Genomic DNA, 22,070 nt, shown 5'->3' with positions numbered 1-22,070 from the left:
TTTTTGGAGGGGGGTCATCCCGGTTGGGATGGCCCCCCTTTTTTTGTGTCCCGAACTCGGATCATCACCAGTCGAGATCTCCCCGGATGAGGAAAGCCCTCGTCGGGGCTCACGCGGTGGCACTGGCGCGCTAGGCTGACAGGTGCCGGGCCACCCACCACGCGGTGGCCTTCGTCGCGTAGAACGAGAACCGAAGGCCAAGGCTGCGGCAGACGCGGTCTCAGCGGAGTCGCGACAGACATGACGTCTTCCCTGGAACTCCTCGGGTACAGGATGAAGCCCCAGCAGTGAGTCAGGACACAAGGGAAGACAGGAGCCCTGCGGCCGGCGAACCGGACGCGGTGAGCAAGCAACAGAGGACAGAAGTGAACAGAGAAGACGGGCGCGACGGCGCGGGCCGTGGCGGAGACAACCGCGAAGAGAACAGAGACCGGGCGGAGCGCACCGGAGGTTTCCGCGGCGACAGGGGAAGCGGAGGCTTCGGCGGCCGCTACGCCGAGCGGAGAGAAGGCTTCCGCAGCGACCGCGACGACCGTGGGGGTCGCACCGACCGAACCGACCGCGGAGAGCGCGGCGAGCACCCGTTCCGTTCAGACAGGCAGGGGTACCGCCCCCAGGCGTCGTCCGGTGGGCGGTTCGAGTCGCGTGGCCGGGATGACAGGCCCGGTGGTCCCTACGGTGACCGCGACAGGCGCGGCGGCTACCGCGACCGCGAAGACAGGAGCGACCGCGATCGTCGCCCGTCTGGCACCGGCGCCGGAGACCGTGGCACGGACCGCGGCGGCTACCGCGATCGCGATGGCGGCCGTGGCTTCGGGCGCGACAGGGCAGAGCAGGGCGGAGAGGGCGCTCGCCGGACCGAGGGCTCCGAGGGGCGCCAGGGCGGCCGTACCTACCAGGACCGCGACTCCTTCCGCGCGGACCGGCCGAAGCGCTCGTACGGCGATCGTGACGACGCCCGAGGCGGATACGGCGCCCGGGAGCGTGACGAGAGGGGCGGCCGGCCGTCCCGCTCGGACGACCGCGGCAGCAGGCCGTACGGAGACCGCCGTCCTGACCGGCGCGAAGGCGGCGGCGGTTACCAGGACCGTCCCCGGCGCGAGGGTGGCGGTTACCAGGATCGTCCCCGGCGCGAAGGCGGCGGCTATCAGGACCGTCCGCAGCGTCAGGGCGGTGGCTTCGGGGGACGCTACGGCTTCCGCGACCGTGACTCCTCCGAGAACCGGGACAACCGTGGCGATCGCCCGTTCGGGCCTCGCCGCGATCGCGACGAGCGAGGCGGATACGACTCCCGGCCGCCGCGCCGTTCCGACCAGGACCGCGACCACGGTCGCCAGGAGGGCCGCCGGGACAGCGGTCAGGACAGCCGTCCGGGCGGGCGCGAGGACAGAGGCGCGGGCGGCTACCAGCGGCCGGACCGGCCTCGGCGTCCCTACGGGGAGGATCGCCCGCGACGTCCGTACGGCGAGGACCGGCCCCAGCGCTCTTTCGGCGACCGGGACCGGGGCGACGCCGGCGGCCAGGACAGGCCGAGGCGTCCGTACGGGAATCGGCCGGATGGCGGCGACGAGCCCCGATACCGCGACCGCGACTCCTTCGGGGGCCGGCCGCGCCGCTCGCCGGACGACAGGAACACGGGGTCCTTCAGAGACCGCGACGACAGGCGCCCCGGCCGTGACCGTGAGGAGGGCGGGCGGACGTTCCGCGGACGCGGGCCGGGCTCCGGCTCCTCTGACGATCGGGCGCGGCCTCCGTTCCGAGGCGACCGGAGCGGTCCCCGCCCCTTCAGCAGGGACCGCGACGAGTCGCGGCCGTCCGGCGGCGACCGGGGTGGCGCGCGGCCGTTCAGCCGGGACGACCGGGGCGGGGCGCGGCCGTTCAACCGGGACGACCGCGACGACCGGGGCGGCAGCCGCACCCGGTACGGCCGGCCGGACGACGAGAGGGAGAACACGGCGCGTGAGCAGCTGCCCGCGCTGGACCCCGACATCACGCCTGACGAACTCGACCGGGAGGCACGCGCGGAGCTCGGCTCACTGCCGAACGACCTGGCGGACCTCGTGGCCAGTCACCTCGTCGCGGCCGCCCGCGCGCTGAGCGAGGAGGACGCCGAGAAGGCGTACGAGCACGCCAAGGTGGCGCGCCGGTTCGCGGGCAGGATCGGAGTGGTCCGCGAGGCGACGGGGATCGCCGCCTACCACGCGGGGCAGTACGCCGAGGCGCTCGGTGACCTGCGCGCCGCCCGGCGGATGACCGGATCCGACGAATATCTGCCGATCATGGCCGACTGCGAGCGGGGTCTCGGGCGACCGGAGCGGGCGCTGGACCTCGTCCGCTCCAGCGAGGCCGAACGGCTGGACCGCGCGGGCAGGATCGAGCTCGCGATCGTGGAGTCGGGAGCGCGCCGCGACCTCGGCCAGCACGACGCCGCCGTGATCACACTGCAGCGTGTTCCCGAGTTGCGCGACCCGCAGCCGAAGCCGTGGTCGGCCCGGCTGGCCTTCGCCTACGCCGACGCCCTGGCGGAGGCCGGGCACGAGCAGGCGGCCACCGACTGGTTCGCCCGTGCGATGGGCTTCGACGAGGACGGCGAGACCGACGCGGCCGAGCGGTACGCGGAGCTGACCGGCGGGCTCATCGAGGACCTGGAGGAGGACTACGACGAGTCCGACGAGTCCGAGGACTCCGACTCCGGCGAGGACGGCGGTCTCCCCGAGGACGAGGAGATCCAGGAGGCGGTCAAGGACGAGGACGACGAGGCGAGTCTTCCGGAGAACCTCGCCGACGAGGACGTTCCGGACGACGATGACGACGATCTCGCCGCGGACGACTCGGAGACGGACTCGGAGACGAGCGACTCGGCGAAGGGCGACATCGCGGAGCGGGATCGCGCGGCGGACGGCCCCGCGGAGAGCGATCTCGCGGGTGACGACCGGCCTGACGCCGATCTCCCCGGCGACGGCGCTCCCTCCGCGACAGCCCCGACAGCCCCTCCGGTGACCGGAACGACCACGGAGAAGGCGACGACCGCGAGCGAGGCGTCCGTACCGGCCGCCGGGCAGGCGAAGGGCGGCGCGGAGCCGGGCGAGCCGTCCGCGGCGAAGGAGAGCAGAGGCGAGGTGTCCGCCTTCGGCCCCGCCTTCATCGAGCCCGATTTCGGGGATGTGCTCGACGACCCGGAGGACGCCGGGGAGCACGGCAAGCACTGACCGTCCGTACGACGGGCGTCGTCGCCGGGGTCCTGCCCCGGACGGCGGCGCCCGTCGCGCGCTCGGCCGCTCACCGCGCGGGGCGGTCCAGCCAGTGGATGATTCCCGCCACGTTCGAGGCCGCCTCGCTCAGCAGCTCGAACCGCTCGGCGGTGGCGTCGTCGCCGCGGAGCGCGGCGTACCGCTCCCGCGTCCGATCGCGCACCATCGCCACGGCGTGGTCGAACTCCATGCCCTCGGCGTGGGCGCGCCTGGTCAGGTCGACCCAGACGCGCAGTTCCTCGGCCGACCTCTCCAGAATCGACGGGACGTCCCCCACAGGGCCGTAGTGGCTGAACAGCAGTCGCTGCGGCGTGAGGGCGGAGAACAACGCGATCGAGTCGAGGGCGACATCAAGGTCGAAATCCGGCGGCGGCGTGGCGGGCCGCAGGTCTCCGGTCTCGGGCAGGTACACGCCCGCGGCGTCGCCCACGTAGAGGTCGCCGGTGAGCGAGTCGAGCAGGCCGACGTGGTGTTTGGCGTGGCCGGGAGAGTAGTGGCTGGACAGCGCGCGGCCACCGCCGAGGTCGACCGTCCCTGTGTCGCCGAGCGCCCTGATGCGCGCCGCGTCCGTGGGCGTCAGGGCGCCGAACAACACGTCGAGCTTGTCGCCCCACACCATCTTGGCGCTCGCCATCAGCCGGGAAGGGTCGGCGAGATGGCGGGCGCCCTTCTCGTGTACGACGATCTCGGCCGAGGGATAGTAGGCCGCGATGTCCCCCACGCCACCGGCGTGGTCGAGGTGGATGTGCGTCACGACGACGGTCGCGAGGTCGTCCGGCCCGACGCCGAGAGAGGACAGCGCGTCCCTGACCACCGGAGCCGAGGTCGAGGTGCCCGTCTCGACCAGGCAGGGCCGGTCGCCGAGGATCAGGTAACCCGCCGTGATGCCCGAATATCCGGCCATCCGGGTGTCGATCTCGTACACGTCGCCGCCGAGCGGAGTGACGTTGTCCACAGCTACCCCTGGAACTAGAACCGATATTCACAGAATGACGTTCAGGTCCTCATGGGCCCAGCCTATTCACGCACAGTGATCCCTGACAGAGAGGAGATCACATGCACCGCAACGAGGTCGTGCTGGCCGGTCGGCTGTCCATGGAGCCGGCGCACCGGGAACTGCCGAGCGGGGCCCTGCTGACCCAGTGGCGGCTCGCGGTCCGCAGGCCGGGTGGCATGCCGGGCTTCCAGCGCTCCGACGCGATCGAATGCGCGACGTTCGACGACGAAGTGCGGGACTCCGTCACGGGCTGGCAACTCGATGATCTGGTCGAGGTGGAGGGCGCCCTGCGCCGCCGCTGGTGGCGTGGCGGCAGCCGCTACGAGATCGAGGTCCGGACGGCACGCCGCCTCCAGCAGGCGCCCCCGCGAAGCAGATCCCGTATGGGCAGGGCCCGCGCGGAGGCCGAGGCTCGGGATCCCGGCACGGGCATCGAACCTGCCGCCGCCGATGCCGGAGCGTCCGGCCCCGAGCCGGTGGACGGTGAGGAGGTCAGTCAGCGGCGAAAGTCCGCATGACCAGCCCCGTCCGGGGCTTGGGGCCGAACGAGGTCGACTTGCGTGGCACGCGTTCGCCCTGCGCCGCGACCGTGAGCACGTCGTCGGTGACCAGCGGCTTGAGCAGCACCGCCGTGCCGCCGACACGGCGGGCCTTCTCCACGGCGGCGAGCGGGTCGTGGTGCACGACCATCACCGACTGCTCGCTGTCATTGATCCCCCACACCTTCGGCAGGAGGAACATCGTGAGCACCGAGGTGTCGAGCGTCCGCCACCGCGCGGACTGCTCGGCCGGCATGGCGTGCTCGACCTGCAGCGGGTCCGGGTCCGTCAGCAGATGGGCGGGGCCCTCGCCGGCGAGCACGAAGGCGGGCCCGGTCGCCCTGGCGAGCCCCGCGAGGGCGTCCTCGACGGAGGCGAACTCGTGGACCTGCCACGCGCCCTTGGCCCGCGCGGCCGCCTCCTGCAGAGGCAGCCCCGGAACGACCCGGTGGATGGCCTGCAGATCGGGCGGATACACCGTGGAGTCGACCAGGTAGGCCAGGCCGTAGTCCCAGGGCCCGGGTCCGAGGTGATCCTTCCGCAGGGCCTCGTACGTCGCGTAACGGTGGTGCCCGTCGGCGATGAGCGCCTGGCGCTCGCGCAGGTCCTCGGCGACGGCCTCGATCTCGTTCGGGTCGGTGACCGCCCACAGACGGTGGTGCACGCCCTCACGCGTCCGGACGTCCATCGACGGGAAGCGCTGGGTCGCCACGTCGTCGACCAGCCGGGAGGCGGTGCCGCCGCCCTCGTAAAGAAGGAAGATCGGCTCCAGGTTGGCCTGGGTCGCCCGCATCAGCGCGAGGCGGTCGGCCACCGGCTCGGGCAGCACGTTCTCGTGCGGGAGGACGGCGGTCGACCCGACGCCCACCGCACCGATCAGGCCCCGCTGCAGGAAACCGACGCCGCTCTGCTCGTACACGTACAGGCCGGGCAGGGTGTCGACCGTCAGCACTCCGTCGGCCAGCCAGGCGGTCAGCGCCGCGCTCGCCTCGCCGTAGTGGCTGACTCCGGGAAGGATCAGCCGCACCACGTTGTTCGGATGACGACCGAGCAGTTCCCGCAGTTCCTCAGGGGAGATGAGATCGTACGGAGGCGAGGTGACAGCGGCCAGGTCGTCCACCGCGTAACGGACGCCGTGGAACGGACGCAGCACCAGTCCCGCCCGTTCAGAACTCTCCATACCGGGCATGTTGCCATAAGGCCCGGACTCCTCGACGCTGCGGTGCCCGGTTCATACGAAACGGAGTGCAGGAAGGCTTACCCGATGATCGAAGGACGAAACGAGTCCTATGCTTCTTCGAATGATCCGGGAGGTGCGCCTTCAGGCGGCGTCTACGAGTGGTTCAGGCGTGGCATGAAGCTGCTCGAAGAGGGGAGCCCGGCCGCCGCGGCGGCCATTCTGGAGCATGCCGCCCAGGCCGAGCCCGGCTCGCGCAGCATCCGCGAGGCGCTCGCCAGGGCCCAGTTCAACTCCCGCCGGTACGACGAGGCGGCCGGCAGCTTCCGCTGGATCGTCGACGCCAACCCGACGGAGGACTACGCCTACTTCGGTCTCGGCATGGCGCTGTGGCGCAGCGGCGACATCGAGGCGGCGCAGGAGCCGCTCGCGATGGCGGTCGCCATGCGGCCTCTGCGGCACTATGTCTCGGCGCTCAAGCAGGTCCGGGCCACGCTGCGGGCGAGGCGGGCGTGACGATGAGCACCTCCTCCCCGGCCTCTTCCCCCGCGCCGCAGGCGCCCGGCGTGCTCGTGGACGCCTACGACACGCTCCTGCTCGATCTCGACGGCGTCGTCTACCTCGGCAGGCACGCGGTCCCCGGTGCGCCGGAGGCGTTGCGCAAGGCGCGGGACCTCGGCGTACGGCTCGCGTACGTGACGAACAACGCGTCGCGCACGCCCGGCGCGATCGCCCAGCACCTGAGCCATCTGGGTGCTCCCGCGACCGCGTCGGACGTGGTGACGTCCGCGCAGGCGGCCGCCCGGCTGGTGGCCGAGCACGTGCCGGCGGGCGCGGCCGTCCTGGTCGTCGGCGGGATGGGCCTGCGGATGGCGCTGCGTGAGCACGGGCTGCGCCCGGTGACGACGGCCCTCGACGAGCCCGCCGCCGTGGTGCAGGGCTTCGCCGACAACCTGTCCTACGGGTTGCTGTCGGAGGGAGCGCTCGCCGTCAGCCAGGGAGCCTGGTTCGTCGCGGCCAACCGCGACACCACCATGCCCACGGACAGGGGCACGCTTCCCGGCAACGGCTCGCTGAGCCGGGTGATCGCCACCGCGACCGGCGTCGAACCCGCCGTGGCGGGCAAGCCGGAGCCGCCGCTGCACCGCGAGTCGATGATCCGGACCCGGGCACAGCGGCCGCTTGTCGTGGGCGACCGGCTCGACACCGACATCGAGGGCGCGAACCGGGCCGGCGTCGACAGCCTGCTCGTGCTCACCGGCGTCGCCGGTCCGCTCGACGTGCTCACCGCCGCGCCCCACCACCGGCCGACGCACATCGCGGCCGACCTGTCGGGGCTGCACCGGCCCGCGGCCGGCGTACGGCGCGGAACGGCCGGGTGGACCTGCGGCGGCTGGACGGCCGCGTGGGAGGACGGCGAACTCGCGCTCACCGGAGAGGGCGACTCCGTCGACGGTCTCCGGGCGGCGTGCGCCGCCACCTGGGAGGCGGTGGGCGACGGGCAGGCGGACGAGGACGCGGTGAAGGCGGCGCTGACGGCACTCGGCCGGTGACCCCGCACGCTCCCGTACGAGAAGGCTGAGCCGGCCAGGCCGCGTTCCGGATGCCGCCAGTCCAAGGAACGCGGGAAAGGGAGTGCCGGCGAAGTCTTAGAGGAGCTTGCGGAGGCGGAGAAGGTCGCCGAGGCTGGCATCGATCTTGACGCGGCCGCCGAACAGCGCACGGGCCATGTCGAGTTCGCCGTTCACCATGGAGATCAGGTCCTCGCTCTTCAGCGTGAGCTTGACCTCGGCGGGCCTGCCGTCCTCCGGCGGCACCTCTTTGAAGGGGTCGAGGCCGCCCCGGTGGAGGCGGCCGAAGAAGGTCACGCCGAGGTCGGAGATGTGGCAGGCGAGCCTGCGTTCGACGACGTGTTTGGCGCGGTCCTCCTGGCTTATGCCGTCGAAGTGCTCGACGAGCTTGTCCAGCGCCGCCCGGCATTCCTCGACGGTCGCCATGCGCCTGCCTTTCTCCTCACGGTCCGTGTTCCCCGGTGGGCCGCGCGCGGACCACGGGTCGCTGGTGCGATTCCCCCTACCACCGACAGTAGGCCCTTCACCGGCTGCCCGCGCGGAATCGAGGCCGAGTCGCCGGTCGGCGGCACCGCGAGGTCCCCGTGGAACGGCCGGATGGGACGCGATCGTCGGTGGCGTCCGATAGCGTCGGGACGACCCGGCAGCCGCAGGCGGCGGTCTGGGGCAGCTGATCGGAGCAGGAAGGGACCATGACGGACAGCGATATCGCGCCGTGGGAGCCGCCCGCCTCGGGCGCCGACGGCGTGCGGGCCGCGTTGTCGCCGCTCGGAGAGCTGGCGCAGACGCCGGTGTCCGGGCACGTGGGAGTCTTCGAACGGGTTCTCACCGGCCTTGAGACGGTGCTCGCGTCCGTCGAGGACTCCGGCGGAGAGGGATCCGGCACAGAAGGACCCAGCGGAGAGGGCTCCGGCGCTGAGGACTCCTTTGGGCGGCCGGCGGGGGCCGCGTGAAGCGCGTCCGGCTGGACAGCGAACTCGTGCGCCGCGGGCTCGCCCGGTCCCGTGAGCAGGCGGCGCAGCTCATCGATGCGGGCCGGGTGAGCGTCGGCGGCCGTGTCGCGGGCAAGGCGGCCACCCAGGTGGACACCGCCGCGCCCATCGTCGTGGCCGAGACGCCGGAGGGCCCTGACTACGTGTCCAGGGGGGCGCACAAGCTGCTCGGCGCGCTGAGCGCCTTCGCGGGCCTGAGCGCCGAGGGGCGCCGGTGCCTCGACGCCGGAGCCTCGACCGGTGGGTTCACCGACGTGCTGCTCAGGCACGGCGCCGCGCACGTGCTCGCGGTCGACGTGGGGTACGGCCAGCTCGCCTGGTCGCTCCGGACCGACCCGAGGGTGACGGTGATGGAGCGGGTCAACGTCCGGGATCTGACCCCGGAGATGGTCGGGGAGCCCCCGACGCTGGTCGTCGGAGACCTGTCCTTCATCTCCCTTCGTCTGGTCCTGCCCGCGCTGGCGGCGTGCGCGGCCGGGGTGGCGGACTTCGCGATGCTGGTCAAACCCCAGTTCGAGGTGGGTAAGGACCGCGTGGGCGCGGGCGGCGTCGTACGCGACCCCGCACTGCGGGCGGAGGCGGTCCGGGACGTCGCGGTCAGCGCCCGTTCGCTGGGCCTGACGGTCAAGGGAGTGACGGCGAGCCCGCTGCCCGGGCCGTCGGGCAACGTGGAATACCTGTTGTGGCTGGGGAAGGGACCGGGACACGACCCGGTCCCCGACCTGGACGCCGCCATCGGCGCGGCGGTCGCGGAGGGGCCCCAGTGAGCGCGGGCGGCGAGAGCGGGCGCGGGCCCGAGAGTGGGCGCGGGCGGCGAGGCGTGGAGACGACGAGCACGGTGAGCGGCACAGCAGGCGGCCCCGCAGGGAGCCCAGTAGTGGGCACGGGGAGCGGCACCGGAGACATCGGGGACACGGGAGGCGTGGTGGACGACCGGGCGGACGCCAAGAGGACCGTCCTGGTCACCGCGCACACGGGCCGGGAGGCGGCGGTGCACAGCGCCCGGCTGGTCATGGAGCGGCTGATCGCGGCGGGCGTCAACGTCCGAGTGCTGGACGACGAGGCCGAGGAGCTCGGCTGCGCCCTGGCCGAGGTGGTCCCCGAGAACGGGGCCGCCTCCCAGGAGGCCGAGCTGATCATCGTGCTGGGCGGTGACGGCACGCTGCTGCGGGCCGCGGAGCTGGCCCGTCCGGCCGGGGTGCCGCTGCTGGGGGTGAACCTCGGCCATGTGGGCTTCCTCGCGGAGGCCGAGATGGAGGACCTCGCGTCCGTGGTGGACCGGGTGGCCGAGGGGCGCTACGAGGTCGAGGAGCGCATGACGATCGAGGTCGTCGTGCGGCTGAACGGCTCGGTGCTCGCGCGGACCTGGGCGCTCAACGAGGCGTCGGTGGAGAAGAAGGACCGCATGCTGGAGGTCGTCGCGGAGATCGACGGCCGGCCGCTGTCCCGGTGGGGCTGCGACGGCGTGATCTGCGCGACGCCGACGGGGTCGACGGCGTACGCGTTCTCGGCGGGCGGCCCGGTCGTCTGGCCCGAGGTGGAGGCGCTGCTGCTGGTGCCGAACAGCGCCCACGCGCTGTTCGCCCGGCCGATGGTGGTGTCGCCGAAGTCCACGCTGGCGGTGGAGATCCTGCCCGACACCAGCGCCGGGGTGCTGTGGTGCGACGGCCGCCGCCGCTTCGACGTGCCGCCGGGCGCCCGGGTGGAGGTCCGCAAGGGGGAGGTGCCCGTACGGCTCGCCCGGCTGCTCGGCGTGGAGACCACCGGCGCGCCCTTCACCGACCGCCTGGTCGCGAAGTTCGACCTGCCCGTTCAGGGCTGGCGCGGCCGGGTGCGCTCCGGCTGACCCAGGCCGGTTGACCCCTGGCCGGCTCACCCTGGATCGGCCGGCTCCAGGCCCGCCGACTCTGGACCGGCCTGCTCTGGACCGGCCGACTCTGAGCCGGCCGTATCCAGGCTCGCCGACCGCGGATCGGCTGACTACAAGGCGAGTGACCACAGATCGGCGACGGAGTCGTGGCGGTTGATGGTGATTCGCCCGTTGACCAGCGGTTTCTTGTCCACAGATTCTCGTTCGGGTCGCGATCTCGACCCGGCGTCCTCGAAAATCTTGACGAGTTACGCGTAGGATCTCTGGCGGGTTCGGTCGGCATTACGGGAGGGACCAGTGCGGCCACGGGTCGAGGAGGTCCGCATCCAGGGGCTCGGCGTGATCGACGAGGCCGTTCTGGAGCTGTCACCCGGATTCACCGTCGTCACGGGTGAGACAGGCGCGGGCAAGACGATGGTCGTGACCGGTCTCGGCCTGCTGTTCGGGGGGCGGGCCGACCCCGCCAGGGTGCGCCCGGGCGCCGACAAGGCGCTCATCGAGGGCACCCTTGTGATCGAGGCCGAGGGGCGGGTGGCCCAGCAGGTCGCCGACGTCGGCGGCGAGGTCGAGGACGGGCAGCTCATCATCTCCCGGTCGGTCTCCGCCGAGGGCCGCTCCCGCGCCTGGCTCGGCGGCCGGGCCGTACCGGTCGGGACCCTGACCTTCATCGCCGACGACCTCGTGGCCGTGCACGGGCAGATGGACCAGCAGCGACTGCTGCAACCGGGCAGGCAACGCGCGGCGCTCGACCGCTACGCCGGAGACGAGCTGGTCAAGCCGCTGCGTGCCTACGAGCAGGCGTACAAGCGGCACAAGCAGGTGGGCGACCTGCTCCGCGAGCTGACCGAGAAGGCCAGGGAGCGGGTGCAGGAGGCCGACGTCCTGCGGTTCGGCCTGGAGGAGATCGAGAAGGCCGAGCCGAGGCAGGGGGAGGACGTCGAGCTCAAGGAGGAGGCCGAGCGGCTCTCCCATGCCGACGCGCTGCGCACCGCCGCCACGACCGCCCACGCGGCGCTGCTCGGCGACCCCATGACGACCGCGCAGGACGTGCAGGACGCCGTGTCGCTGCTCGGCCACGCGAAGACGGCCGTGGAGTCCGTGCGCGACTTCGACCCCGCGCTCGCCGGGCTCGCCGAGCGGCTGGCCGAGGCCGGCTATCTGGTCTCCGACGTGGCGACCGAGCTGGCGGCGTACGCCGAGTCGGTCGAGGCCGACCCGGCGCGGCTCGCCGCCGTGCAGGAGCGCAGGGCGGCCCTGAACGGCCTCATGCGCAAGTACGGCGAGGACGTCTCCGCGGTGCTCGCGTGGGCGCAGCGGGCCGCCGAGAGGCTGACGGAGCTCGACGGCGACGACGACCGCATCGAGGAGCTGACCCGGGAGCACGGCGAGCTCGGCGGGCGGCTCGGAGAGCTGGCCGGGGAGCTGACCGCCATCCGGACCGCCGCGGCCGAGCGTTTCGGCGAGGCGGTCACCAGCGAGCTCACGGCTCTCGCCATGCCGCACGCGCGGGTGAGCGTCGCCATCACCGCCGCCGGCGAGTTCGGGCCGCACGGCGTCGACGAGGTCGAGCTCCGCCTGGCCTCCCATCCCGGCGCGCCGCCGCTGCCGCTGACCAAGGGGGCCTCGGGCGGCGAGCTGAGCCGGGTGATGCTGGCGATCGAGGTGGTCTTCGCCGGAGCCGACCCCGTCCCGACGTTCGTCTTCGACGAGGTCGACGCGGGCGTGGGCGGCAAGGCGGCCGTGGAGATCGGCCGGCGGCTGGCCAAGCTGGCCCGCACCGCCCAGGTGATCGTGGTCACCCACCTCCCGCAGGTCGCGGCGTTCGCCGACCAGCACCTCGTGGTCGAGAAGGCCAGCGACGGCCGGGTGGTCCGCAGCGGTGTGGTGGCGCTCGACCGGGAGGGGCGCGAGCGGGAGCTGTCGCGGATGCTCGCCGGCTTGGAGGACTCCGAGCTCGGGCGGGCGCACGCGGCGGAGCTGCTGTCCATCGCCGCCGCCGACAAGGGCGCCTGGGAGAAGGAGGCGTCGAAGGCGGCCCGGGGGTCCGGCCGGCGGGCCGCCACCGGCTGACCTGGAATCACGCACGCGCTTCCAACCTGACATCCCGTATGCGCCGACCTGGCGTCCCGTATGCGCTGACCTGGGCATTCCCGTACACTCTGCGGAGCGCGCCGGGGGTGGCGTTTGGATCAGGGCGCGCCGGGAAGCAGTCAAGCCCCGGGGCACGAGGGGGCGGAGGAACGGGGGACGGACGTCGTCACGAGGCAGGTGCGCGGGCCAGGACGCCCCCGGTCCCGCACCTCGGCAACATCCCTGACTTGCGGTGACAATTCAGACGAGCCTTGGGGTGTGGAAGCGTGGCGGTCTCCGCCTCTGGCAGGATGGTCATGATGAAGGTCCCGAGCTTGAACGTTCCGGGCCTCCGCCGCAGGAAGGTCGAGGGCCTTCCCGGGGTGTCGGCAGTGGCGAGAATCGACAGGCGGACGAAGAGGCTGACCAAGCGCCTCAAGCCCGGTGAAATCGCGATTATCGATCACGTCGACATCGACCGGGTCAGCGGGGAGGCCCTTGTCGCGTGCGGCGTGGCCGCCGTGGTGAACGCGGCCGCCAGTATCAGCGGCCGCTATCCCAACCTCGGGCCGCAGATCCTGATCGACGCGGGCGTCCCGCTGATCGACAACGCGTCGCCGGAGCTCTTCGAGCGGATCGCGGACGGCGATGTGATCCGCGTCCACGACGGCATGATCTATCTCGATGACGAGCTGGTCGGCAAGGGGGAGCCGCAGACCGCCGAGAGCGTCGAGGCGGCGATGATCGAGGCCCGGGCGGGCCTCGCCGTCCAGATCGAGGCGTTCGCCGCGAACACGATGGAGTACGTCCGGCGCGAGCGCGACCTGCTCATCGACGGCGTCGGCGTCCCGGACATCCGCACCTCCCTGGAGAACCGCCACACGCTCATCGTGGTCCGCGGTTACCACTACAAGGAGGACATCGCGACGCTCCGGCCGTACATCCGCGAGTACCGGCCCGTGCTCATCGGGGTGGACGGCGGCGCGGACGCCCTGCTGGAGGCGGGCTACGTCCCCGACATCATCGTCGGCGACTTCGACTCGGTCTCGGAGAAGGCGCTGCGCTGCGGCGCCGAGCTGGTCGTCCACGCCTACCGCGACGGCCGGGCGCCGGGGCTGGAGCGGGTGCACCGGCTGGGCCAGGAGGCGGTCGTGTTCCCCGCGACCGGGACCAGCGAGGACATCGCGATGCTCCTGGCCGACGACAAGGGCGCCACGCTGATCGTCGCGGTCGGCACGCACTGGACGCTCGACGAGTTCCTCGACAAGGGCAGGTCGGGCGCGGCGAGCACCTTCCTGACCCGGCTGCGGGTGGGCAGCAAGCTCGTGGACGCCAAGGGCGTGAGCCGGCTCTACCGCAGCCGGATCTCGACCCCCTCCCTGTTGCTGCTCGTGGCCACCACCCTGGTCACGATCGGTGTGGTGATCTCGGTTTCGCCGATCGGCCAGGTGTGGCTGAACGGCCTGCGCGTGGCCTGGAACGGCTTCATCTTCTGGTTGGTCGGACTCTTCTCGTGATCGATTTCCGTTATCACCTCGTCTCCATCGTGGCGATCTTCCTCGCGCTCACGGTCGGCATCGTGCTGGGCAGCACCGTGCTGGAGCCCATGTTCTTCAAGTCGGCCGAGGAGATGACCGCGTCCCTGCGGAAGGCCAACGAGAGCAACCTGGCCCAGATCTCGCAGCTGCAGACCCGCGAGGAGGGCTCCGACTCGCTGATCACCGCGCACCTGGCCGACCTCGTACGTGGCCAGCTCGTGGGGGAGCACGTCCTGCTCGTCGAGGCGCCGGGCGCGCCCGCCGCGATGCGCGACGCGGTCGAGAAGCTCGTGACCAGCGCGGGCGGCGTCTACAGCGGCAGGATCAGCCTCACCGAGAAGTTCGTCGAGGCCGGTCAGGCGAGTCTCGTCGACGGGCTGGCGACCACCCTCGCCCCGCCCGGCACGGCGTTCCCCGACGGGGCCTCGCCGTACGACAAGGCCGCCGCGATGCTCGCGAGCGCGGTCGTGACCAACGACCGCGGGCAGGCGGGGCGGCCCAACGCGGCGGCCACCGGAGTCTTGGAGGCGTTCCAGTCGGGCGACTTCCTGACCCTGAGCGGCAAGCCCGAGGAGCGGGCCACGATGGCCATCGTGCTCGCGCCGGCCCAGCCGTACGACGGAGAGGACGCCGAGCGGGAGACGAACGCCGTCGTCTCGGTCGCCGCCGGTCTCGACAGCGGCGCTCTCGGCACCGTCCTCGCGGGCACCGCCAACGCCTCCGCCACGGGCGGGGTGATCGAGGCCCTGCACGACACGGGAGGGGTGGCCTCCGCCGTCTCGACCGTGGACACTCTCGATTTCGCCGCGGGCCGGGTCGTGGTGGTCTACGCTCTGCGGGAGCAACTGGCCGGCCGCTCGGGCGCGTACGGGATCGGCAGCGGGGCCACGGCGTTCGAGCCCTCGGCGGCGCCGCACAGCCAGAGCCCGACCCCCACCCCGGCGGGCAGCCGGGGCTGAGCCGCCGCCCGCGCACCGTCCGGACGCCGGGCGGGGGCCGGGCGGGGGCGAGGAAGGCCGGTGCCGGAAGCCCGAGCGGCCGGCACGACCCACGTACGAGCAGCACGACCAGCACAGAGCCAGTACGCAGAGAAGGGGAACAGCCGTGGCCATACGTCCCCAGGCCGGCACCCGCGCCGCCGCGGCGGCGGGCGCCGCCGTCGGTGCGGTGCTCGGCGCCGTCGCGGCCCGTGCGGCCTTCGCCGCCTTCCGGCGCAGGCCGCCCATCGGCGACGAGAAGACCGCCGACGAGTACTGGACGCGGGTCAACCACCGCGGCGAGCCGGTCACGCTGCTGGAGGGCCCGGCGTTCGCGGCCGGCGCCGTCGCCGCGGCGGCTCTCGCCCCCGGCCTCTCCGTACGGGCCCGCGCGGCGGCGGTGGTCGCCGGGGCGGGCAGCGGCGTGCTCGGCGCCTACGACGACCTGTTCGGCGCGACCTCGTCCAAGGGCTTCAAGGGTCATCTGACCGCTCTCGCGCGGGGCGAGGTGACCAGCGGCGCCGTCAAGATCCTCGGGATCGGCGTCACCGGCCTGGCGGCGGCCGCGCTCGCCCCGTCCCGCGCGGGCGGGCCGGGCGGGGCCACCGGTCCGGCACACTCCACGCGGGGAGCGCTGGGCCGGTCCGCCGACACGCTCGTCGACGGGGCCCTGATCGCGGGCAGCGCCAACCTGGCGAACCTGTTCGACCTGCGGCCCGGCCGCGCCATCAAGGTGGGCCTGCTCGCCGGGGTCCCGCTGCTGGCCGCCTCGATCGCCGCGCCGTACGGCCCGCGATCCCGGCAGGCCGCCGCGCTGACCGCGGTGCCGCTCGGCGCGGCGGTGGCGCTGCTGCCGGAGGACCTGGGCGAGCGGGCGATGCTCGGCGACGCCGGGGCGAACGCGCTCGGCGCGCTGCTCGGGCTCGCCGCCACGGCCCGGCTGAACCGGCCCGCGCGCCTGGCCGCCCTCGCCGCCGTCGCCGGCCTCACCGCCGCGTCCGAGAAGATCAGCTTCACCAAGGTCATCGCGGGCAACCCGGTGCTCAACCGCCTGGACATGCTCGGCCGCCGTGCTCCGCGGCCCGCTCCCGGCACGCCGAGGCCGCTCGGGTGACCTGGAGCGCCACCCAACGGCCGGGCCGCCCGGCGCGACGTACGGCGACCGGGCCGTGAGCAGACGGCTCGGAGCGGGGATCGCGGGGGCCGCGGTCCTCATCGGGGCCATCACGGTCCTGGCGCGGGTGACGGGGTTCGCCAAGCAACTGGCCTTCGCGCGCACGGTCGGCACGAACTGCCTGGCCAGTGCGTACTACACGGCCAACAACGTGCCCAACATCATTTTCGAGGTCGTCGTGGGCGGCGCGCTCGCGGGCATGGTGGTGCCCGTGCTCGCCGGAGCGGCGGCCCGCGCCGCCGGCGACGGCCCCGCGGGCAGCCCGGCAGGCGCCACAGTGACCGGCAGGGGGAGCGGCAGGGCGACTGTCACGGCGAACGTGACGGCGATCGGAACGGCCGAGGACCGGGCCCGGGACGAGGCCGGGCGGATCGCCTCGGCGCTGATGTCCTGGGTGCTGGTGCTGCTCGTGCCCCTGGGCGTGCTGACGGCGCTGGTCGCCGGGCCGGTGGCGCGGCTGCTCGCCCAGGTCGACGGGTGCGACACCGGCCAGGTCGCCGCCGTCGCCGCGCGCATGCTCGTCGTCTTCGCCCCGCAGATCCCGCTTTACGGTATGGCCGTCGTCCTGTACGGCGTGTTGCAGGCGCATCGCCGTTTCTCGGGCCCGGCGCTCGCGCCTCTGGTGTCGAGCGTGGTGGTCGTCATCGCCTACCTGGCCTTCGGTCCGCTCAGCGGCGGCCACCGGGAGCCCGCCACCGTGCCCCGCCCGGCCGAGATCGCGCTGTCGGCGGGCACGACGCTCGGCGTGCTCGCCCTCGTCGTCACCGTGGTGTGGCCGGTCTGGAGGCTCGGCCTGCGGTGGCGGCCCACCCTCCGCTTCCCGGAGGGCGTCGCCGCGCAGGTGCGGCGGCTGGCCCTCGCCGGGCTGAGCGCGCTGGTCGCCCAGCAGGTCGCCGCGCTGGTCGTGATCCCGCTGGCCAACCGGATCGGCGGGGGCGCCCTGCCCGCCTACAACTACGCGTGGGCCGTCTACCAGGTGCCGTACGCCGTGCTCGCGGTGCCCATCGCGACCAGTGCGTTCCCCGTGCTCGCCGCCCGGGCCCACGGCGGCGGCGAGGCCGCGGGCGATCGGGCGGGCTTCGCGGCGCTGTCCGCGCGTACGACCCGGGCGGTCGTGCTGGTCTGCGGACTGGCGGCGGGCGCGCTCGCCGCGGTCGCCGAGCCGGTCGCGCACGTGTTCCTCGCCCGGGCCGGCGCCGCCGTCGGCGCGGCGGAGTTCGCCCGGAGCATCGCGCTGTTCGCGCCCGGCCTGATCGGATACGGGCTGACAGCCCATCTCAGCAGGGTCCTGTACGCCACCGGGCAGGGCAGGGCGGCCGCCCGGGGGACGGTCGCCGGATGGCTGCTCGTGGCCGTGGCCCAGGTGGCGCTGGTCTTCGTGCTCCCACGCGGCTGGGGCCTGGGCGCGCTGGCGCTCGGCCAGGCGGCGGGCATCACGGTGGGCGCCGCGCTGCTGCTCGTCTCGGTCGTGCGGGCACGCGGGCCGGAGGCCGTACGCGGCGTCGCCCGTGCCGGGCTCGCCGCCCTGTTGGGCGGGGGCACGGGCTTCCTCGCCGGAGCGGCGGCCGCCCGGCTCCCCCTGGGCGACGGCGGGCCGTGGGGCGGCCTGCTGACGGCCGTCCCGGCGGGCCTCGCGGCCGTGGCCGCGGGGGTCGCCGTCGCCGCGCTCGTGGACCGCGCCGACGTGACCGCCGCCCTGTCGGCGGTGCGCCGGCGCGGGGCGGAACCCGGCCCGGACACTCACCCGGGTCTTCGTCCGGACACTCACCCGGACGCGCATCAGCGGGAGGAGACGACGTGAGCCGCATCGTTCTCGTGCTGGGATCGAGCGCCGGTGGTGTGGCCCGGCACGTGCGGATGCTCGCCGGGGGCCTCGTCGTCCGGGGCCACCGGGTGCTGGTGGCGGGGCCGCTCGGCACCGAGAAGGCGTTCGGCTTCACCGGGACCGGGGCCGACTTCGCCGAGGTCCGGATCTCCGACCGGCCGCACCCCGCCCGTGACCTGCGGACCGTCGTCCGCCTGCGGGCGCTGACGCGCGGCGCGGACGTCGTGCACGCCCACGGCCTGCGAGCCGGCGCGCTGGCCGCGCTCGCCCTGACCGGCTCGCGGGGATGGCCCCGGCTGGTGGTCACCCTGCACAACGCCGTCACGGCGGGTGGCGCGGTCGGAGGGGTCTACCGGGCCCTCGAACGGATCGTCGCCCGCCGGGCCCACCGCGTGCTGGTGGTGTCACCCGACATCGGTGAGCGCATGCGGGCCGGGGGAGCGGGGCGGGTGGACCCGGCGGTGGTGCCCGCGCCGCCGCTCGCCGAGCCCGGCCGGACTCCGGGGGAGGTGCGGGCCGAGATCGCCGCCCGCCTGCGGGCCACCGCCGGGCCCGGCCCGGCCGGCCTTCCCGACCGGGCCGATCCGGCTGATGTGGCGCTGCGGCCGATCCTGCTCACCGTCGCCCGGCTCGCCCAGCAGAAGGGCCTGGAGACACTGCTCGACGCGGCGGCCGGGCCGTACAAGGGCGACCCGGTCTTCGTCATCGCGGGCGACGGGCCGCTGCGCGAGGAACTCCAGGCCCGGGTGGACGCCGAGGAACTGCCCGTCGTCCTGTACGGCTGGGCCGAGACGGCCGACCTGCTCCAGGTCGCCACGGCGGTGATCGTGCCCAGCAGGTGGGAGGGGCAGCCGCTCAGTGTGCAGGAGGCGCTGCGGGCGGGACGGCCCGTCATCGCCACGAGTGTGGGCGGGGTGCCGGCGATGGTGGGCGACGCCGCTCTCCTGGTGCCCCCGCAGGACGCGGGCGCGCTGAGCCGGGAGATCGGCCGCCTGCTCGGCGATCCGGCGCTGGCCGCCCGCCTCGCGGAGGCCGCCGTACGGCGGGGACGGGAACTGCCCGACGAGGACGCGGCGCTCCGGTCGGTCCTCACCGCCTACGGGCTGCCGCCGTCGGAGTAGCGGCACTCTGTCATGTCGGCACGCTGCCGGCGGCCTTTCCAGGGTGGCGCCAGGGTGAGACCTGCCCCACCCGCGGGCCAGGGGAGACTGGCGCGAACGTGAGGACGGAGTCTCCCGGGCGATCACGGTGAGGGGGGCGAGGATTAGGCGAGGCCAAGCCTGATTCATATACTGGACCGGTTGGGGGGGAGTATCCCTTCGCGGCGGTTCCGTCATCACGGTGTAAGCACCCGGGGCCGTCGGTCCGCTGAGCGCGTGCGGGCGGGAGAGACCTCCGGCAGTGTGTTCAGCGCGCGTGCCGGAGGTTGATGTGGTACATGCCCCTTGGTGGTTGTGGGCCCTGGTCATCGTGGGTCTGCTCGTCGTGGTCGCCGTCGACCTGTGGATCGTCGACCGTGGTGAACCCCGCGAGTTCTCGATGCGCCAGGCCGGCATCTGGGTCGGCTTCTACGTGTGTCTCGCGGTGCTGTTCGGCATCGGGCTGACGGTGTGGGCCGGTGCCGGCACCGGAGGTGAGTTCTTCGCGGGCTACCTGACGGAATACAGCCTCAGCGTGGACAACCTGTTCATCTTCTACGTCATCATGACCCGGTTCGGGGTGCCCCGCATCTACCAGCACAAGGTGCTGCTGGTCGGCATCGTCCTCGCGCTCGTGATGCGCGGGATCTTCATCGCCGTCGGCTCCGCCGCCCTGCTCCGGTTCGGCTGGCTGCTCTACGCGTTCGGGGCCTTCCTCCTCTACACCGCGTACACGCTGCTCAGGGATCACAACAAGGACGACGACGAGTTCAACGAGAACATCCTCCTGCGCTGGGCGCGCCGGGTGTTCCCCACGACCTCCGACTACGTCGGCTCCCGGGTGACCGTGCGGGTGGACGGCAGGCGCATGGTGACGCCCATGCTGATCGTGATGATCGCCATCGGCACCACGGACCTGTTGTTCGCTCTCGACTCAATTCCGGCGATCTTCGGTCTGACGAAGGCGGCCTTCATCGTCTTCTCCGCGAACGCGTTCGCCCTGATGGGACTGCGTCAGCTCTACTTCCTGCTCGGCGGGCTGCTCCGGCGGCTGGTCTACATCAGCTATGGTTTGGCGTTCATCCTCGGTTTCATCGGGGTTAAGCTGATTCTTGAAGCGCTCCATGAGAACGAGGTCTCCTGGGCTCCGCAGATCCCCATCTGGGTGTCTCTGGCGGTCATCGTCGTGACGATGGCCGTGACCACTCTGGCCAGTCTGGTCAAGGCCCGTCGGGATGAGAAAGCGGTTACTCCGGCGACCGGCTCCCCGGCGGAGGCCTCCCAGGCGGAGGCCCCCCAGGGCTAGCGAAACGGGTACATAACCCTGTTTGCTTGTTCTCGTTGTGCCGCATATTCACGGCCGGATCGGTAATATCGATCGTTAGCTCGCACGCCGGTTCATAGTCGCCTGGAAGAGTACAAAGGTCACCTGTGTCCAACGAATCGTTGCCCCGCGGCCCTGAATCCGGGCCCGCGGACAGTCCCCGCGGCCGGGTCCGGCTCGCCCGCGGGGTGTCCCCGTGGCTGGCTCCGACCGCCGCGGCGGCGGCCGTCACCGCCGTTCTCACCCGCAGGTCGCCCCGCTGGGCGCTGGCGGCGGCGCCGCTGGCCGCGCTCACCGGCGGAATGCTGTGGTTCTTCCGCGACCCCGAGCGCGCGCCCGGCGAGGGCCGGCTCATCTCGCCCGCCGACGGCGTCGTGCAGAGCATCGATCCCTGGCCGGACGGCCGCACCCGGGTCGCGATCTTCATGAGCCCGCTGAACGTCCACGTGAACCGGGCTCCCGCGGACGGCACCATCACCTCGGTCGAGCACGTGCCCGGCGGGTTCGTGCCCGCCTTCAACAAGGACAGCGACAAGAACGAGCGCGTCGTCTGGCACTTCGAGACCGCTCTGGGCGACATCGAGATGGTGCAGATCGCCGGCGCCGTCGCCCGCCGCATCGTGCCGTACCTGTTCGCGGGCGCGAAGGTCGTCCAGGGCGAGCGGGTGGGGCTGATCCGTTTCGGCTCCCGGGTGGACCTCTACCTGCCCGAGGGCATCGCGCCGGCGGTCACCGTCGGCACCAGGACCATCGCGGGGGTGACTCGCCTTGACCACGTCTGATCTCGGCTCCGGATTCGGCGCCGGAGCCACCTGGCAGGTGGAGGAGGAGGACGACGAGCCACGCGGGCCCGTCGGCAAGGCCTTCCGCCTGTCCGCCGCCGACTCCCTGTCGCTGGGCAACGCGCTCAGCGGCTTCCTGGCCGTCTGCGTGCTCGCCTGGTCGGCGATCAGCAGCCTCCAGGCCAACGTGAAGTTCGCCCCCGACCCCCGCTTCTTCGGCACCGCCGTCGTACTGCTGCTCGTCGGCGCGACCTGCGACCTGTTCGACGGCCTGGTGGCCAGGAAGTTCCGCGCGTCCGCGATGGGCGCCGAGCTGGACAACCTCGCCGACGTGATCAGCTTCGGCTTCGCACCCGCCTTCATGGTGATGATCTGGGCCGGTTTCTCCGGGAAGCTCCCGCTGTGGCTGGTGCTGGTCGCGGCCGGGTCGGTCCTGCTCGCCGGCGTCGTACGGCTGGCCCGCTTCGCCTGCGTGAAGACCAAGAGCGGCGACTTCATGGGCCTGCCCATCCCCATGGGCGCCATGACCGTGGTGTCGATCGTGCTGCTCTTCCAGCCCAACTACCTCACGATCGCGGGCATCATGGCGGTGGCCTGGCTCATGGTCAGCCGCATCGAGTATCCCAAGCCGAAGGGCAACCTGGCCGCCGTCGTGCTGGCCTGGATGCTGATCAACGTGGCCTGCCTGACGATCTGGGCCGCCCAGATCGCCGGGGGCGACCAGCTCATCAGGGTCGGCGCGACCATGCAGATCGCGATCGTGTCCGCCATCCCGCTGCGCGTCCTCATGTTCAAACAGCAGCGGCGCAGGGAACGACGCTCGGAGAACGCGGGCTGACGTCGT

The 22,070-nt window shown here is 72.9% G+C and carries 19 protein-coding genes; 16 read left to right on the top strand and 3 right to left on the bottom strand.

What is annotated here, in order from left to right; genetic code table 11:
* Nucleotides 1-365 precede the first annotated feature (365 nt).
* Nucleotides 366-3,209 carry a hypothetical protein gene (locus Mam01_RS36590; RefSeq protein ID WP_239101276.1) on the top strand — a complete coding sequence of 948 codons (2,844 nt, stop codon included), beginning with the start codon at nt 366-368 and terminating at the stop codon, nt 3,207-3,209.
* Between the two features lie 70 nt (nt 3,210-3,279).
* Here Mam01_RS36590 and Mam01_RS13485 read toward each other — a convergent pair whose 3' ends face one another.
* A complete protein-coding gene (locus Mam01_RS13485) occupies nt 3,280-4,206 on the bottom strand; it encodes an MBL fold metallo-hydrolase (RefSeq protein WP_239101275.1) in 927 nt (308 codons plus the stop codon).
* A gap of 101 nt (nt 4,207-4,307) precedes the next feature.
* Between Mam01_RS13485 and Mam01_RS13480 the strand changes: the two genes are divergently transcribed.
* Nucleotides 4,308-4,766: a single-stranded DNA-binding protein gene (locus tag Mam01_RS13480; protein ID WP_204285669.1), complete on the top strand. Its 459-nt coding sequence runs from the start codon at nt 4,308-4,310 to the stop codon at nt 4,764-4,766.
* Here Mam01_RS13480 and Mam01_RS13475 read toward each other — a convergent pair.
* Nucleotides 4,741-5,967 carry a DUF1015 family protein gene (locus Mam01_RS13475; protein WP_204285668.1) on the bottom strand — a complete coding sequence of 409 codons (1,227 nt, stop codon included), beginning with the start codon at nt 5,965-5,967 and terminating at the stop codon, nt 4,741-4,743. The two genes, Mam01_RS13480 and Mam01_RS13475, sit on opposite strands and share 26 nt — an antisense overlap.
* A 174-nt stretch (nt 5,968-6,141) precedes the next feature.
* On the opposite strand from Mam01_RS13475, the gene Mam01_RS13470 reads away from it, so the two are divergent.
* The gene (locus Mam01_RS13470; protein ID WP_225311584.1) at nt 6,142-6,480 is read left to right on the top strand and encodes a tetratricopeptide repeat protein; all 339 of its coding nucleotides are present in this window, start codon (nt 6,142-6,144) and stop codon (nt 6,478-6,480) included.
* A gap of 2 nt (nt 6,481-6,482) precedes the next feature.
* Nucleotides 6,483-7,517 carry an HAD-IIA family hydrolase gene (locus Mam01_RS13465; protein WP_204285667.1) on the top strand — a complete coding sequence of 345 codons (1,035 nt, stop codon included), beginning with the start codon at nt 6,483-6,485 and terminating at the stop codon, nt 7,515-7,517.
* 96 nt (nt 7,518-7,613) lie between these two features.
* On the opposite strand, the gene Mam01_RS13460 is transcribed toward Mam01_RS13465, so the two are convergent.
* Nucleotides 7,614-7,961: an SCP2 sterol-binding domain-containing protein gene (locus tag Mam01_RS13460; protein ID WP_204285666.1), complete on the bottom strand. Its 348-nt coding sequence runs from the start codon at nt 7,959-7,961 to the stop codon at nt 7,614-7,616.
* Nucleotides 7,962-8,227: 266 nt separating this feature from the next.
* Here Mam01_RS13460 and Mam01_RS13455 point away from each other — a divergent pair, with 266 nt between their 5' ends.
* The 12 genes from Mam01_RS13455 (at nt 8,228) to pssA (ending at nt 22,064) form a co-directional block, all read left to right on the top strand.
* Entirely contained in the window at nt 8,228-8,488 is a 261-nt protein-coding gene (locus tag Mam01_RS13455; protein ID WP_204285665.1) for a hypothetical protein, read from the top strand.
* A complete protein-coding gene (locus tag Mam01_RS13450) occupies nt 8,485-9,294 on the top strand; it encodes a TlyA family RNA methyltransferase (RefSeq protein WP_204285664.1) in 810 nt (269 codons plus the stop codon). Before Mam01_RS13455 ends, Mam01_RS13450 begins: the two co-directional genes overlap by 4 nt.
* A 158-nt stretch (nt 9,295-9,452) precedes the next feature.
* Nucleotides 9,453-10,373 carry an NAD kinase gene (locus Mam01_RS13445; RefSeq protein WP_204285699.1) on the top strand — a complete coding sequence of 307 codons (921 nt, stop codon included), beginning with the start codon at nt 9,453-9,455 and terminating at the stop codon, nt 10,371-10,373.
* A 321-nt stretch (nt 10,374-10,694) separates the two neighbouring features.
* Nucleotides 10,695-12,467 carry a DNA repair protein RecN gene (gene recN, locus Mam01_RS13440; protein WP_204285663.1) on the top strand — a complete coding sequence of 591 codons (1,773 nt, stop codon included), beginning with the start codon at nt 10,695-10,697 and terminating at the stop codon, nt 12,465-12,467.
* A gap of 320 nt (nt 12,468-12,787) precedes the next feature.
* Nucleotides 12,788-13,984 (top strand): putative cytokinetic ring protein SteA, encoded by a 1,197-nt coding sequence (gene steA / locus Mam01_RS13435; protein WP_204285698.1) that lies wholly within the window; start codon nt 12,788-12,790, stop codon nt 13,982-13,984.
* Nucleotides 13,981-14,964, top strand: coding sequence for a copper transporter (locus Mam01_RS13430; protein WP_204285662.1), 984 nt, complete (start codon nt 13,981-13,983; stop codon nt 14,962-14,964). Before steA ends, Mam01_RS13430 begins: the two co-directional genes overlap by 4 nt.
* Before the next feature lie 145 nt (nt 14,965-15,109).
* A complete protein-coding gene (locus tag Mam01_RS13425) occupies nt 15,110-16,096 on the top strand; it encodes a hypothetical protein (protein WP_239101274.1) in 987 nt (328 codons plus the stop codon).
* Between the two features lie 55 nt (nt 16,097-16,151).
* A complete protein-coding gene (gene murJ / locus Mam01_RS13420) occupies nt 16,152-17,957 on the top strand; it encodes a murein biosynthesis integral membrane protein MurJ (protein WP_204285661.1) in 1,806 nt (601 codons plus the stop codon).
* The gene (locus Mam01_RS13415) at nt 17,954-19,102 is read left to right on the top strand and encodes a glycosyltransferase family 4 protein (protein ID WP_239101273.1); all 1,149 of its coding nucleotides are present in this window, start codon (nt 17,954-17,956) and stop codon (nt 19,100-19,102) included. Before murJ ends, Mam01_RS13415 begins: the two co-directional genes overlap by 4 nt.
* 310 nt (nt 19,103-19,412) lie before the next feature.
* Nucleotides 19,413-20,426, top strand: coding sequence for a TerC/Alx family metal homeostasis membrane protein (locus Mam01_RS13410; protein WP_204285660.1), 1,014 nt, complete (start codon nt 19,413-19,415; stop codon nt 20,424-20,426).
* Between the two features lie 125 nt (nt 20,427-20,551).
* Nucleotides 20,552-21,226 (top strand): phosphatidylserine decarboxylase, encoded by a 675-nt coding sequence (locus Mam01_RS13405; protein ID WP_204285659.1) that lies wholly within the window; start codon nt 20,552-20,554, stop codon nt 21,224-21,226.
* Nucleotides 21,213-22,064 carry a CDP-diacylglycerol--serine O-phosphatidyltransferase gene (gene pssA / locus Mam01_RS13400; protein WP_204285658.1) on the top strand — a complete coding sequence of 284 codons (852 nt, stop codon included), beginning with the start codon at nt 21,213-21,215 and terminating at the stop codon, nt 22,062-22,064. Before Mam01_RS13405 ends, pssA begins: the two co-directional genes overlap by 14 nt.
* Nucleotides 22,065-22,070: the final 6 nt, after the last annotated feature.

The organism is Microbispora amethystogenes (assembly GCF_016863015.1).
Taxonomy (GTDB): domain Bacteria; phylum Actinomycetota; class Actinomycetes; order Streptosporangiales; family Streptosporangiaceae; genus Microbispora; species Microbispora amethystogenes.
The sequence above is the reverse complement of the archived record's forward strand: the minus strand, read 5'-3'. Positions and strand labels throughout refer to the sequence as shown.